16 protein-coding genes are annotated in these 14,802 nt (G+C 42.4%); 2 read left to right on the top strand and 14 right to left on the bottom strand.

Annotation, left to right across the window (positions count from 1 at the left end):
* Positions 1-195: 195 nt before the first annotated feature.
* Together rpoD and dnaG are read right to left on the bottom strand one after the other, a co-directional pair.
* The gene (gene rpoD / locus GMC92_RS00685; protein ID WP_003003251.1) at positions 196-1,305 is read right to left on the bottom strand and encodes an RNA polymerase sigma factor RpoD; all 1,110 of its coding nucleotides are present in this window, start codon (positions 1,303-1,305) and stop codon (positions 196-198) included.
* A 2-nt stretch (positions 1,306-1,307) separates the two neighbouring features.
* Positions 1,308-3,086, bottom strand: a complete 1,779-nt coding sequence (gene dnaG, locus GMC92_RS00680) for a DNA primase (protein ID WP_155199452.1) — start codon at positions 3,084-3,086, stop codon at positions 1,308-1,310.
* A 214-nt stretch (positions 3,087-3,300) separates the two neighbouring features.
* Between dnaG and mscL the strand changes: the two genes are divergently transcribed.
* Positions 3,301-3,681, top strand: a complete 381-nt coding sequence (gene mscL / locus GMC92_RS00675) for a large conductance mechanosensitive channel protein MscL (RefSeq protein WP_021152922.1) — start codon at positions 3,301-3,303, stop codon at positions 3,679-3,681.
* A 101-nt stretch (positions 3,682-3,782) separates the two neighbouring features.
* On the opposite strand, the gene rpsU is transcribed toward mscL, so the two are convergent.
* Entirely contained in the window at positions 3,783-3,959 is a 177-nt protein-coding gene (rpsU, locus tag GMC92_RS00670; protein WP_000048054.1) for a 30S ribosomal protein S21, read from the bottom strand.
* A gap of 179 nt (positions 3,960-4,138) precedes the next feature.
* Here rpsU and GMC92_RS00665 point away from each other — a divergent pair, with 179 nt between their 5' ends.
* Complete coding sequence (locus GMC92_RS00665; RefSeq protein ID WP_024055510.1) at positions 4,139-5,107, top strand: NAD(P)/FAD-dependent oxidoreductase; 969 nt, start codon at positions 4,139-4,141, stop codon at positions 5,105-5,107.
* 299 nt (positions 5,108-5,406) lie between these two features.
* Here the strand turns inward: GMC92_RS00665 and whiA are convergent, their stop codons facing one another.
* The 11 genes from whiA to cdaA all read right to left on the bottom strand — a co-directional run bounded on the left by whiA (position 5,407) and on the right by cdaA (position 14,797).
* Positions 5,407-6,324, bottom strand: a complete 918-nt coding sequence (whiA, locus tag GMC92_RS00660; RefSeq protein ID WP_003006525.1) for a DNA-binding protein WhiA — start codon at positions 6,322-6,324, stop codon at positions 5,407-5,409.
* Positions 6,321-7,298, bottom strand: a complete 978-nt coding sequence (locus GMC92_RS00655) for a YvcK family protein (protein WP_003017791.1) — start codon at positions 7,296-7,298, stop codon at positions 6,321-6,323. Before GMC92_RS00655 ends, whiA begins: the two co-directional genes overlap by 4 nt.
* Entirely contained in the window at positions 7,295-8,185 is an 891-nt protein-coding gene (gene rapZ, locus GMC92_RS00650; protein ID WP_155199451.1) for an RNase adapter RapZ, read from the bottom strand. The genes GMC92_RS00655 and rapZ overlap by 4 nt, the downstream gene beginning before the upstream one ends.
* A gap of 77 nt (positions 8,186-8,262) precedes the next feature.
* Positions 8,263-8,646, bottom strand: a complete 384-nt coding sequence (locus GMC92_RS00645) for a RidA family protein (protein ID WP_003006514.1) — start codon at positions 8,644-8,646, stop codon at positions 8,263-8,265.
* An 18-nt stretch (positions 8,647-8,664) separates the two neighbouring features.
* A complete protein-coding gene (locus GMC92_RS00640; RefSeq protein WP_003006512.1) occupies positions 8,665-8,829 on the bottom strand; it encodes a hypothetical protein in 165 nt (54 codons plus the stop codon).
* A 51-nt stretch (positions 8,830-8,880) separates the two neighbouring features.
* A complete protein-coding gene (obgE, locus tag GMC92_RS00635; RefSeq protein ID WP_155199450.1) occupies positions 8,881-10,194 on the bottom strand; it encodes a GTPase ObgE in 1,314 nt (437 codons plus the stop codon).
* Positions 10,195-10,227: 33 nt separating this feature from the next.
* Positions 10,228-10,359 carry a DUF4044 domain-containing protein gene (locus GMC92_RS00630; RefSeq protein ID WP_003011566.1) on the bottom strand — a complete coding sequence of 44 codons (132 nt, stop codon included), beginning with the start codon at positions 10,357-10,359 and terminating at the stop codon, positions 10,228-10,230.
* Positions 10,360-10,476: 117 nt separating this feature from the next.
* Positions 10,477-11,787, bottom strand: a complete 1,311-nt coding sequence (locus GMC92_RS00625; RefSeq protein WP_155199449.1) for an LPXTG cell wall anchor domain-containing protein — start codon at positions 11,785-11,787, stop codon at positions 10,477-10,479.
* A 44-nt stretch (positions 11,788-11,831) separates the two neighbouring features.
* Positions 11,832-13,181: a phosphoglucosamine mutase gene (glmM, locus tag GMC92_RS00620; protein ID WP_155167842.1), complete on the bottom strand. Its 1,350-nt coding sequence runs from the start codon at positions 13,179-13,181 to the stop codon at positions 11,832-11,834.
* Between the two features lie 21 nt (positions 13,182-13,202).
* Positions 13,203-13,952: a CdaR family protein gene (locus tag GMC92_RS00615; RefSeq protein ID WP_155199448.1), complete on the bottom strand. Its 750-nt coding sequence runs from the start codon at positions 13,950-13,952 to the stop codon at positions 13,203-13,205.
* Complete coding sequence (gene cdaA, locus GMC92_RS00610) at positions 13,949-14,797, bottom strand: diadenylate cyclase CdaA (RefSeq protein WP_155199447.1); 849 nt, start codon at positions 14,795-14,797, stop codon at positions 13,949-13,951. The genes GMC92_RS00615 and cdaA overlap by 4 nt, the downstream gene beginning before the upstream one ends.
* Positions 14,798-14,802 lie beyond the last annotated feature (5 nt).

Genomic DNA, 14,802 nt, shown 5'->3' with positions numbered 1-14,802 from the left:
CCACTCTCTTATTTTTGGGTGGCCGTTAAAAATGTCCGCAGGACCTAGGTCGCTTCTTCATTTCTAGGCGACCGTTAAAAAGATCCGCAGGACATTCCTCGCTTTCGAATTTCTGGGCTCGGGTTAAAAAGATCCGCAGGACATTCCTCGCTTTCGAATTTCTGGGCTCGGGTTAAAAAGATCCGCAGGATCTTTTTAATCCTCTATAAAGTCACGCAATGGTTTGCTTCTGCTTGGGTGGCGGAGTTTGCGGAGGGCTTTGGCTTCAATCTGACGGATCCGTTCACGGGTCACGTTGAAGACTTTCCCCACATCTTCCAAGGTCCGCATTTTCCCATCATCCAAACCGAAACGTAAACGAAGTACGTTTTCTTCACGGTCTGTCAGGGTATCGAGGACTTCGTCTAATTGTTCACGTAGAACCACACGAGTGGTATAGTCTACAGGATTTTCAATCACTTCATCTTCGATGAAATCTCCCAAATGGCTATCGTCTTCTTCCCCGATTGGCGTTTCCAAAGAAACAGGCTCTTGGGCAATCTTCAAGATTTCGCGCACCTTATCAGGCGTCATATCCATGCGTTCAGCGATTTGTTCAGGCGTTGGGTCTTGTCCCAATTCTTGCAAGAGATTGCGTTGTTCACGAACCAACTTGTTAATGGTTTCCACCATGTGAACAGGGATCCGAATGGTACGCGCTTGGTCTGCAATGGCACGAGTGATGGCCTGACGAATCCACCAAGTAGCATAGGTAGAGAACTTGAACCCTTTGGTATAGTCAAACTTATCAACGGCCTTCATCAAGCCCATATTTCCTTCTTGGATCAAATCCAAAAATTGCATTCCACGACCAACGTAACGTTTCGCAATGGATACAACCAAACGAAGGTTGGCTTCTGCAAGACGTTGCTTAGCTTCCAAATCACCTTGTTCCACTAAAATAGCCAATTCTTGTTCTTCTTCATTGGTCAAAAGAGGAACAACCCCAATTTCTTTCAAGTACATCCGTACTGGGTCGTTGACCTTGGCAGAGTTGCTTCCAAGCAATTCCTCATCTGACAATTCTGGCTCTTCTTCATTGTTCAACACACGCGCACTTGGGTTACCATCTTTATCCGTGATCGAAATTCCTGCATCTTGAATACGTTGCAAAAGATCTTCAATCCCATCTGCATCTAGCGTGAATGGAATAACCAATTGGTCATTAATTTCATCATCTGTTGCAGTTCCGCTTTTCTTGTGGCTACGAATAAATTCTGCAATTTGAACGTCCAATGTTGTAATATCTTTTTGTTCTTTAGCCATTCTTACTCCATTCTTCTTTTTTGAGCTATTAAACGCTCGAGTTCCAATAAAGCTTTTTCCGCATCCCCTATTGAGGAAGCTTCCTTCACTTTATTTCCAATTTGTTGACTTTCTTTGCGAAGAAGCTCACGATTCCGTGTCGCTTCTACTTCTTCTAACTCACCATCTGCTATCTCATCTGGTAAATCTTCTTCTAACATGCGGTACCAGGCGTGTTGAACCCCTTCTGCTTGCTCGGACAAATCCTGCGAAGTAACTTCTCCATTTTGACAGAGCAATTGGTACAAGATCTGTAGTTCCGGTGTATCAAAGGAAAAATCAGGTCGCAAACGATAATCATTCAACACCATTGGAAAATCCTTCATCCTACTCAACAAATGATTTTCCGCCTTGATCAAGCGCGTCATCCCACGATTGGGTAATAAATCTACTGAAAAATTCGACGTTCTTGATTGTCCACTACTTTGAGCCTCTTGCCGTTGATGCAAGCGACTATTGTTGACAATCTGCTCAATCTGCAAATAATCAAAGTCTGGCAATAAATCTGCCAACTTATAAATATAGGTGTTTTGCGCTGTGATGGAGCGCGTCTGGGCGATCATCGGTGCCAGCTTCTCGACAAACTCAATCTGTGCCTGTAAGTTCTCAATATACTGGGGTTTCCAGTAGTGCATCAAGAATTCAACCTTACTGATCCGCGAATTCTTCAAGAGGGAAGCTAGATCTTCTGGGGAGGTCTTTTTGAGGTACTCATCGGGATCCATCTGATCAGGGATACGGACGATCTCCAACTCCAGATCCTGCAAGACATCCAAGGCCTTAGCGGTTGCTTCAAGTCCCGCCTTATCCCCATCATAGGTCAAAATGACCTTTTTGGTAAAATGAGACAGGTGCTGGACGTGCTCTGGTGTCAAGGCTGTCCCCATAGAGGCGACTGCATTTTCAATCCCAGCTCGATAAGCCGCAATGACATCCATAAAGCCTTCCATGATATACATTTCATGTTGCTTTTTGGCGCTCGTCTTAGCTTGATCCAAATGATAAAGTTCATAACTCTTATTAAATAGACGGGTACTTCGACTATTCTTGTACTTGGCTTGATGACTGCCATCCTCCGTCATTTTCCACAACCTACCAGAAAAGGCAATGACCCGTCCACTATCATCCGTCAAAGGAAACATAATCCGATCCTGAAAGGCATCAAAAACTGTTCCAGCATCTGAGATTGTGAATAACCCCGAATCGGTAATCACTTTCTCAGAGAACTTCTCAGAGAGATTTCGATAGAGATAATTCCCTTCTGCTGGGGCTAAGCCCAATTGAAAATGTCGGATGACCTCATCCGTCAATCCACGTTCATACAGATAATTTCGCGCTTCTTCTCCCATCTTTGTCGTCATCAGAATCGCCTGGTAGAACTTACTGGCTTCCTGATGAATCTCATAAAGTTCTTGGTTGGGATTGATAGACGTTGGTTGAGCCGGCCTTGCTTGGTACTGAAGCGCAATACCCGCTTTTTCTGCTACGATCTGGACCGCATCCATAAAAGCGACTCCACGGTATTCCTCAATAAACTTAAAGACATCTCCCGAGCGACCACATCCGAAACAATGGTAAAACTGCTTGTCTTCAACGACATTAAAAGAAGGAGTCTTTTCACCATGAAAAGGACAGAGCCCTAAAAAATTACGGCCAGCCTTGGTCAAAGAAACAACTTCTCCAATAACTTCAACAATGTTTACACTGTTTTTAATTTCTGCAATTAGCTCTTTATCAACCATAAACAGTGCCTCCATTTTACCATAGATTATCACTTTATATTTTATACTAAAAGTTAGTAAAAGTAAATTTTTTCCTACCGATTTCACACATAAAAGAAAAGATTTTCAACCTTTATCACTAATTTTAAAAAATGAGGCATATTCCTTGTCAGTCGAATATTTTTCCGTTATACTATCATAGTAAAAAATTATTATGAAAGGACATATTTAGGATATGTTAAAAGATTTGAAAGCTTTTCTCCTTCGTGGGAATATTGTTGACCTTGCTGTAGCAGTCGTTATCGGAGCTGCATTTGGAGCTATCGTAACATCACTTGTTAACGATATCATCACTCCACTTATTTTGAAACCAGCTATGAAAGCTGCTGGTGTTGATAAGATTGCTAATTTGTCATGGAACGGTGTTGCATACGGTAGCTTCTTGAGCGCTGTGATCAACTTCCTTGTTGTTGGTACTGTTCTTTTCTTCGTAGTGAAAGCTGCTGAAAAAGCTCAAAACCTTGGTAAAAAAGAAGAAGCTGTCGAAGAAGAAGCTCCTGCTCCTACTCAAGAAGAGTTGCTTACTGAAATCCGCGACTTGCTTGCAAACAAATAATCAGATAAAAAGATCCGATCTTCTAGCTAGAAGATCGGTTTTTTTGTCTTTGATGGATGAGAAAAAACAAAAAACAGACCGAAGTCTGTTCTTGTATTCAATTAGAATTTTTTACGTTTACGAGCTGCTTCTGATTTACGTTTACGTTTTACAGAAGGTTTTTCATAGAATTCACGTTTGCGTGTTTCTTGAAGAGTACCAGCTTTAGTAACCGCACGTTTGAAACGACGAAGAGCATCGTCAAGAGATTCATTCTTACGTACTACTGTTTTTGACATATTTTTCACTCCCTTCAAGCCTAAAATCTTAATAATTTTATCACACTTTAAAGGTGCTGTCAAGATCTTTTAAAACTTTTCTAACCTTCCTAACCTTCATGCCATTTCTTTTTTCCGACTTTTTCATTCTTCCTATTTTATGATACAATGGAAACAAAGAAAACCCTGAAGGAGATACCATGTCAGAAATTTATGATATTACGATTGTTGGGGGCGGACCAGTTGGTCTGTTTGCTGCTTTTTATGGCAATATGCGCCAAGTTAAAGTCAAACTGATTGATTCCTTACCTCAACTTGGAGGGCAACCAGCCATTCTCTATCCAGAAAAAAGTATCCTCGATGTACCCGGATTTACCAATTTAACAGGTGAAGAATTGAGCAACCGCTTGATCGAGCAAGTCAAACGATTCGATACACCGATCTTCCTCAATGAAACTGTAGAGGATATTCAAAAAGAGGGCGACCTCTTCACTATCACTACTTCTCGCCAAGTGCATCAGTCTAAAGCCGTCATCATTGCCATGGGTGGCGGTGCCTTTAAACCACGTGCTCTTGATATCGAGGGGGCTGAAGACTTCGATAATGTCCACTACCATGTTTCAAATATCCAGCAATATGAAGGACAGCAAGTAACCGTCCTTGGTGGTGGGGACTCTGCTGTGGACTGGGCTCTTGCTTTTGACAAGATTGCTCCAACTACAATCGTTCACCGTCGGGACAACTTCCGTGCCTTGGAACATAGCGTAGAAGAACTCAAACAATCTTCTGTCAGCATCAAAACACCATTTGTTCCTAGCCGCTTGATTGGAGAAAATGGTCATGCCACTCATCTTGAAATCACAAAAGTCAAATCCGATGAAACCGAACTTATCCCGATTGATCACTTATTTGTCAACTATGGTTTTAAATCTTCTATCGGAAACTTGAAAGAATGGGGTGTAGAATTGCAACGCCATAAAATCAAGGTGAACCAAAAACAAGAAACCAGCCTTCCTGGAATTTATGCCTGTGGAGACTGTTGCTTCTATGAAGGAAAGATTGATCTCATCGCTACAGGTCTAGGGGAAGCTCCAACAGCTGTAAACAATGCCATCAACTACATCTATCCAGATAAGAAAGTCCAACCGACGCACTCAACCAGTTTATAATAAAAAAGGCCTTTGGTCTTTCATAATGAGGATAAAATCTTTTAAAAACTTTCCTTAGGTGAGTACGGACGTCAGCGAACTTCGTAGAAGTTCCATGACTAATTATTGAGCCTAAGGTCTCAATAATTCCGAGTGCCTGAAACGTATTGTTTCAGGCACTTTTCTCACAGCGGAAAGTTTTTGTATTTTCTTAATTCATTCTAAAAATAAGAACTCATTTTTACTTACTTTTAGAATCGAGTAACTTATTTTACTTTAAAATAGTTTGTCTTCAATATAAAAAAGGCCTTTGGCCTTTTTTATTTGTCTAAATCGTCTGCGATCTTATTGATCTTACGTAAGCGGTGGTTAACACCGCTTTTTGAAATAGGTTGTTGCAAACTATCGGCGATCTGCTGGATAGAATAATCTGGATGGTTCATCCGGATATAGGCAACTTCTTGCAGGTCACTTGGTAAACTCCCTAGGCCGACCGTATCCACAATTTTACTAATATTATTAATGGTTTTCATGCTAGCAGTAACTGTGCGCTGGATATTGGCCATCTCGGCATTATTGGCCCGATTGAGGTCATTACGCGTCTCTCTCATAACCTTGATGGACTCAAATTCCTGCATGGCTTGCATGGCCTCTACCACAATTAGAAAATCAATAATATCTTCCGCTCGTTGCAGATAGGTTACCACTCCTTTTTTCCGCTCGATGGTTTTCGCATCTAGTAAAAATCCTTGCATGAGAAGGGCAATTCCTTCCGCGTGGTCTGTATAAACAGAATGAATTTCCAACTGGTACTTCCCTTTTTCAGGATCCTTGATGGAACCACTCGACAGAAAAGCCCCCCGAAGATAAGCACGACTGGCTACTTCATCTTCTAAAACACTGGCATCAATGCCTGTCTCAATCCCAAAAAAGGCATCTGCCAAATGCAAGTCAGCAAGAATCTCTTCCACCTTTTCATCCAAGAATACTGTGTAAACACGATTTTTTTTCAAATTGGTTTTTTGGTGGTGGCGAATATCCGATTTGGCCTCATAAAAATGATGCAACAATTCATAGATATGGCGAGCGATCTTGGCATTTTCTGTTGTTACCGAGAGCGTCAAGCCCCCCATTGAAATCCCAAGACTTCCAGACATCTTGATAATGGCAGCCAATTCACTCTTTTCAAATCGCTTGAGAGACAATAATTCTTCTTTTACACGAACCGTAAAACTCATTTTCTCACCTGCACGATCTGCATCAACTCTTCGACTACTTTTTCACCATCATGAAAGGCTCCTCCATTGACCAACTTCAAGAAATCAGAAGAAATCACTTGGGGAACTTGCGAGTGCAACCCCTTGAAATCGTGCTCTACCTGTACCAAGTATTCATCAAATTTGTTACTGTTCATGTAAGCTGCGGGAACCTGATTGATATTGACAAGGACGGTATCGATAAACTTCTCTCCCAAATGTTTATGGAGAACGGCAACGTGGTCACTGTCTGTGAAATGCTCGGTTTCTCCTCTTTGGGTCATGATGTTACAAACATAGGCTACCTGAGCCTTGGTTTCAAGGATGGCTTTCCCAATCTCATCGATCATCAAATTAGGAAGGATCGAGGTAAAGAGCGAACCAGGACCTAAGACGACCATATCACTTTCAAGAATAGCTTCCACCACTTTCTTACTAGCTTTTGGCCGCTCTTGATCGAAGGTATTGGTCACATAGACATGATCAATCATGCCAGTGTAGTTAGCAATGTGGCTTTCTCCTACCACTTCTTTTCCATCTTGAAAGACGGCATGAAGGGTCAAGGGACTATCACTGGAAGGATAGATCTTGCCGGTCGTATGAAAGAACTTGGTTAACAATTGCATGGCATTATAGGTCGAGCCTTGCATCTCTGAAATCCCTGCAATGATCAAGTTTCCCAAAGGGTGACCGGCCAAAGGGCCATCATCGTCAGCAAAGCGGTATTGAAAGACCTTCTCATAAAAACGAGGCATATCTGACATGGCAACCAACACATTTCGAAGATCCCCAGGTGGTGTCAATTTTTGGATGTTCTTCCGCAATTCACCTGAACTACCGCCATCATCAGCAACGGTTACAATAGCAGTAATATCGACCGGTTTCTTTCTCAGACTATCGAGAATAACAGAAATCCCTGTTCCTCCTCCAATAACGGTTACTTTAGGTTTTCTCATGAGCGATTCACCGTTTCTTTCCGTCTGTCCTTGTCTCTATGACTGCAATTGACCTGCCAATTTTTTTCTAAATCATGCGCTAAGCGCTCTGCAAAGGCTACTGAACGGTGTTGCCCACCGGTACAGCCCATAGCGATGGTGAGAACGGATTTACCCTCCCGTTTATAGGACGGTAAAATAGGAGCGATCAAGTCATGAAGATGACTGTAAAACTCCTCTGACTCAGGGTGATCCATGACGTAATCATAGACAGCTGGATCTTGACCGGTTAAATTCCGAAGTTCCAATTTGTAGTAGGGATTTGGAAGAAAACGCACGTCAAAGACGAGGTCAGCATCGATCGGAAGGCCATATTTAAACCCAAATGACATGACCTCAACCCGAAAATCTGGCTGATTGTCTTGACTGGCAAATTGTTCTGCGATGGTTTTTCTCAGATTACGAGGTGTCAACCCAGTCGTATCCACCACATTTTGACTGATATTTTTTAATGGTGACAAGAGTTCGCGCTCTAGGGTAATCCCATCTAAGACACGTCCATCTGCCGCTAGTGGGTGACTACGACGGGTTTCCTTGTATCGTGCTACCAACTCACTGTCCGTAGCATCCAAGAACAAGACCTTGAAATCGAGGTCTTCTTGGTTGTCCAATTCATCCAAAATGGTACGAATTTCATTGAAAAAAGAACGGCTCCGCATATCCACAACAACGGCTAATTTATTGTTATCCGGGCTATGACGCATGAGCTCAATAAATTTCAGCAAGAGCGCCGGTGGCATATTATCGATGGTAAAGTAACCCAAATCCTCAAACGATTGGATGGCGACGGTCTTACCCGCACCGCTCATCCCGGTTACCATGACCAGTTGAATCTTACTTTCTGTCATTTTCTCCTCCCATAAATAAAACAGAGTGGCCTACAGTTTCCTGCTCTCCACTCTGTCTTTTTGTCTTTGAATGGTTATTAGGCCTTGATTTCCGCAATAACTTCAATTTCAACCTTCACATCACGTGGCAGGCGTGCTACTTCAACAGCAGATCGAGCTGGAAACTCTGTGGTAAAGACTGTTTTATAGACCTCATTAAAAGGTACAAAGTCATTCATATCACTTAAGAAACAAGTGGTTTTCACCACGTGGTCAAAGTCTGTCCCAGCCTCTTCCAAAATAGCCCCAATGTTCTTTAAGACTTGCTCTGTTTGTTCTTGGATGGTTTCTCCAATGATTTCACCTGTTTCAGGTGACAAGGGAACTTGTCCACTTGCAAAGAGAAGATTCCCTACGATTTTCCCTTGAACATAAGGTCCAATTGCTGCAGGTGCTTTATCTGTATGAATTGTTTTTGCCATAGTATTCTCCAAGTCTATTTACTTCTGCTGATTTTCTTTTGCTAATTTTTCCCTTTGTAAGCGCAATTTGCGCTTAGGATTTAGCGTATTAAAGAGTTCTTCTAGTTTTTCAGCATTCCAAACATCGGCTGCTGAAACAAAATTTCCATTTTCATCTCGAAAAGATATTGGTTTATCTCCCACTGAAAAAGCCTCACTTCTTATTTGGAATCCTTGATCCTCTGGGGATCTATCTTAATCTACAAACTCAAATTCAAATTTACCGATCCGGACGATATCGCCATCTTTTGCCCCACGCGCACGGAGAGCTTCATCAACACCCATGCCACGCAATTGACGAGCAAATTTCATGACCGCTTCATCACGATCGAAATTCGTCATATTAAAGAGTTTTTCAAGTTTTTCGCCAGACAAGACCCAAGCGGCATCGTCATCCCGACTGATATCAAAGGCTGGCTGGTCTTCATCAAAGCCATAGTAGACTTCTTCTTGAGCCATTTCGTCTTCTGAATACAAGAGGAATTCTGGCGTTTTGTCTAACAATTCTGCTGTTGCTTCTAACAAGTTGTCCAAACCTTGATGCGCCAAACTAGAGATCGGGAAGATCTGTGGCAGTTCATCAAATTCATCGTAATTGGCTGCCAATTTCTTCTTGAATTCTTTCAAGTTTTCTTGGCTCTCTGGCATGTCCATTTTATTTGCCACGATAATCTGAGGTCGCTCCATCAAACGAAGATTATAGGTTTCAAGCTCTTTATTGATTTGAACATAATCTTCGTAAGGATCGCGTCCTTCACTCGCTGACATATCAATAACATGCAAGATAACTCGTGTGCGCTCGATGTGGCGAAGGAACTGGGTTCCTAGTCCGACTCCTTGGCTAGCTCCTTCAATCAATCCAGGAAGGTCTGCGACTGCAAAGGATTCACCTGATGGCGTCCGAACCATTCCCAAATTTGGAACGATGGTAGTGAAATGATAAGCTCCAATCTTTGGTTTGGCAGAAGTAATGACACTGAGAAGGGTTGATTTTCCAACAGAAGGAAAGCCAACCAAACCAACGTCTGCCAAGACTTTGAGTTCTAATTCGAGTTCGCGTTCCTGACCAGGTTCCCCATTCTCAGAAATCTCTGGGGCTGGATTTTTAGGAGTGGCAAAACGAATGTTTCCACGTCCGCCACGGCCACCGTGGGCGACAATGTACTCTTGTCCATTTTCAACTAGGTCCGTAATGACCTTGCCAGTCCCGGCATCTCGGACTGTCGTTCCTTGAGGAACCCGAACATAGAGATCTTCTGCTCCCCGTCCGTGCATCCCTTTGGTCATTCCTTTTTCCCCATTTTGGGCTTTGAAATGCCGGTTATAACGGAAGTCCATCAGAGTGCGCAAGCCTTCGTCTACAACGAAGATGACATTGCCACCACGACCTCCATCACCACCCCAAGGTCCGCCATTAGGGACATATTTTTCACGGCGAAAGGCCACCATGCCATCGCCGCCATTTCCAGCCTTGACCTTAATCTTGGCTGTATCTAAAAACATACTCATAAATAGATGATTTCCTTTATTTCTGTGTGCGTCTTAGTAAGAAAGAGCACCAATTGCGGTTGCAAAGATTGCACCAACCGTTACAATCAACATAATCACAATGACAACCATCGTGATCATTTCAAATGGTGTTTTTTTACGTTTTCCGTTATCTCCAAAAGCCACTTCTAATACCTCGATTACTATAAATTCATTAGCCCTATTTTACCACGAAATAGGGGATTTTTCAAATCGAGCCTACACAAAAAGACCAGACAGAAGTCTGATCTTTCATGGATAGATTTAGGAATCTTTTCTTACACGTAAAATACCAACCGATAGAACTGCTAGGAAGACACCCATGACAAGAACCACCGATGTCATCTTTTCACCTGTACTTGGAAGAACTTTTTTCTTACCAGGTTTTGGAGTTTCTTCTTCTTTAACAGAAGTTGATGATGAGCTTGATGAAGAGCTGGAACTTGATAAAGACGATGAGGTTGATGATTTTGGATCTGGATTCGGACTTGGTTTTGGATCTGGTTGCGGTTTTGGATCCGGTTGCGGTTTAGATGGCTCAGGCTCTGGGGTCGGTGGGGTTTGTTCTTTCTCACCTAATCCTTCGCCAGATCCTGATTCTAATCTCACTTCGCGGGTTAAACTACGCGGTGCTGGGAAATTAGTTGCTGTCCATGTTAGCGTGTTATGAACAAGATCACCTACTTTTGTACCAGGAGCTACTTTTGTAGAATATTCAATATACATTGGCCAATTGTAGTTATCACCAAATTCAATCGTAAAACCAGTGGTCTTGCCATCTGCATTCTTATCGAAAACAGCTTTTTTAGTAAAGTTATCCAGAACTGGGAGACTCAAGATCTGAGCTTCGTTCTTGATCCCACCTTCTACAGGAGCATAGCGAACCGCACGCAAGCTACCTTCAACCAGAGTTAAACCATCTCCAAATTGGTCTTTAATGACCATTCCACGGAGGATATCTTGACGAGCATTTAAGAGAATGCGCCATTTAAAAATGGTCGGATCAGACTTATCTTGATAGCCGTATTTCATCTCGTATTCTCCAGCTTCCCCATCTGTCTTTTCATATTTCAATGAAAAGTTCGTATTCCCTAATTTAAATTGGATTGGAGATGTTTTTGTAACTACTTCGGAGTCTACTTTTACATCAAAATGAAGAGCAACTCGTTTATTAAGTGGATGAGATGCGAAATAATCATTAAAGGTAACGGTCACAGTTTTCTTACCTGTATCAACAACAGCTTTCCCCACAGTTTGACCATTTGATTGACCTTCCTCAAGAACATTGAATTCCAATGCTGTGTAGAGGGTTAATTCTTTTGGTAAGCTAAGTGTTAAAGTATCACCAGCTTGAATGGCTTGCGAATCAGGGAAGGTCAAAGAAATGCTTGCTGACAATTTTTCATTCGTCAACACCTTGCTGCCATTCGTTAAAGGATTGCCATCTTTCGTTAAGCTTGCTGTCTGTGTATAAGATGAGACTTCTGCGGCCTGAATGGTTTTAGTCAAACCAGCTGTGAATAGAATCGTTAGCACTAAGACAAGTGACCATACAATTTGACGGACCTGTTTCATAATTTCCTCCTCTGCTCGCCCATTTGCGAGCTATTTTTATAGATTTAAAGACCAATTTCTGCCTGGACAACTGCAGCAATGGTATCCACATAGTAGTCTACTTCTTCATGAGTTGGTGCTTCTGCCATCACACGAAGGAGGGGTTCAGTTCCACTTGGACGCACAAGGATACGACCATTTCCTGCCATTTCCGCTTCCATTTTTTCAATGATTACACGAATAGCAGGCACTTCCATCGCCTTGTCTTTCATACTATTTTCAACCCGGATATTGACGAGTTTTTGTGGGTAAATGGTTACTTCTGCAGCTAATTCAGACAATTTTTTGCCGGTTTCTTGCATGATTTTGGTTAATTGAACGCCTGTTAATTGACCATCACCAGTCGTGTTGTAATCCATGATGACTACATGACCGGACTGTTCCCCACCAAGGTTATACCCAGATTTGCGCATTTCTTCGACAACATAACGGTCTCCAACAGCTGTGATTTCTTTTTGAATCCCCTTCGCATCTAATGCCTTGTGGAAACCGAGATTGGACATGACGGTTGTAACGATCGTATTTTTTTCAAGCAAGCCCTTGCTTGAAAGATACGAACCGATGATGTACATGATCTTATCCCCGTCTACGATTTCTCCATTTTCATCCACTGCAATCAAGCGATCACTATCTCCGTCAAAGGCAAGACCAATCGCTGCACCTACTTCTTTCACTTTCTCTTGCAAGTGTTCTGGGTGAGTAGAGCCAACCCCATCATTGATGTTCAAACCATCTGGGTTTTCACCGATGACGGTCAATTGAGCTCCTAAATCTGCAAAGATTTGACGAGCACTGGTAGAGGCTGCACCATTTGCTGTATCTAAGACCACGTGCATGCCCTCGAGTTGGACACCTGTCGATACAAGGAATTCTTGATACTTACGCAAGCCTTCTGGATATTCCATGACCGTTCCTAAACCTTGCGCACTTGGACGTGGAAGGGTATCTTCAGCGGCATCAAGCAAGGCTTCAATTTCAAGCTCGCGATCATCATCCAATTTGAAACCATCACCACCAAAGAATTTGATTCCATTGTCCAAGGCTGGATTGTGGCTAGCAGAAATCATAACGCCGGCGCTGGCTTTTTCCGTACGAACCAGATAGGCAACACCTGGCGTTGCAATCACACCCAACTTATAAACGCGAATCCCAACTGATAAGAGACCAGCGATCAAAGCATGCTCCAGCATTTCACCAGAAATACGCGTATCACGTCCAACAAACACCAAAGGTGTTTCTTCTTCATGTTGGCTCAACACGTAACCACCGAAACGACCCAACTTAAAGGCTAATTCTGGCGTTAATTCTACATTTGCTTCTCCACGGACACCGTCCGTTCCAAAATATTTACCCATTTTTGATTACCTTTTTACTTTCTAATCACTTGAACTGGAAGAGGTCGACGACGAACTGCTAGAACTTGACGTAGACGAGCTACTCTTTGTGGTCACTTGTATCCATGTTTCACTCGGATTAACCAAGCCTGGTAGAATATTTCCTTGAGCATCCACTGCATTTAAGGAAATGGTTCCACTATAATTTCCACTGATGATCTCACTGGATGGGAAGACTGCTTGGACATGATCAATACGACTTAAGGTTTCTTGATCACTCGTCACTTCCACCTTAGTTTTTTCAAGAGAAATATCCGTTACCGTAATTCCATCCACAATTTGATTATCCGGGATCGTGGCTCTAACTGCAAACGATTTTCTCGCTTTCTTCCCAATTTTTACAGAAACTTTCTGAGGTTCTACGGTTGCTGTCAAACCAGCTGGAAGATCTTCCACAATCAACGGCACTTCAACGGTACCTTCCTTGACCTTACGAAGATCCGCTACCACGCGAAACTTCCTAGTTCCCTGTTGCATCTCACTTGCAAGTGCGACCCGGTTTGAACCCTTTAGAAAGACTGTTACCTCGGATGTCAAGCCACTGACAAAATATGTCTTGTCATTATACTTGGCATCAATTGGAATATTGGTCAAGGTATTGGTGTAGGTCTCTGAGCTCACTTGTCTAGCGCTACTATTATTTTGAAAATTAAAGGAAGATGCATTGATAAACAAGATAAAGGACAATAAGACGGAGGCTAAAACATAAAGAAATTCTTTTTTCGATCTCATTTTGTTACCCTCCCAAATAGACGCTCTTTCCAACTACTCGTTTTATTCTCTTCAGGAACCAAGAAGGATCTCAATTCTGCCTCGAACTCTTCTAAAGTTAAATCGTGTCGGAAAGTTCCATTATAGGTCACAGAGATCCCGCCCGTTTCTTCTGATACCACGAAGGTAAAGGCATCAGAAACTTCAGATAAGCCAATAGCTGCACGGTGACGCGTTCCAAACTCTTTTGAAATTCCGGTGTCTTCTGTCAAGGGCAGGTAAGCACAAGAAACGGCAATTTTATCATTGCGGACAATGACCGCTCCATCGTGCAAAGGAGTATTAGGAATGAAGATATTAATCAGCAATTCTCCTGAAATATCTGCACCTAGAGGAATCCCTGTGGAAATATATTCCTGAAGGGTTCTAGCTCCTTGAATGGCTACCAAGGCACCAATCTTACGTGGGCTCATATAAGCTACTGCCTTGACATAGGCCTGCACCATCTTCTCTTCCTGACTGACTTCACTCGTCGTAAAGAATTCTGTCGCTCGACCCAGACGTTCTAAACCAATCCGAATCTCAGGTGAGAAAATCACAACCAGGGCAATAACCCCATAGGTAATGACTTGATTGATCAGCCATGAAATAGTCGTAAGACCTAAGAAATTGGCTAAAAACTGCACCAAGAAAAAGATAATAACTCCACGAACCAAAATCATGATCTTAGTCCCTACGATGGCCTTGATCAAAAAATACAACAACCAAGCCACCAGGGCAATATCAATGATATTGATAATAATACTCCACCAATTCGGGAACAAACTGGTCCAAAATTGTGGATTTGTAAACTGTTGAATATTCATATTCT

It is taken from the genome of Streptococcus parasanguinis, from assembly GCF_009717775.1.
GTDB lineage: Bacteria > Bacillota > Bacilli > Lactobacillales > Streptococcaceae > Streptococcus > Streptococcus parasanguinis_AG.
The sequence above is the reverse complement of the archived record's forward strand: the minus strand, read 5'-3'. Positions and strand labels throughout refer to the sequence as shown.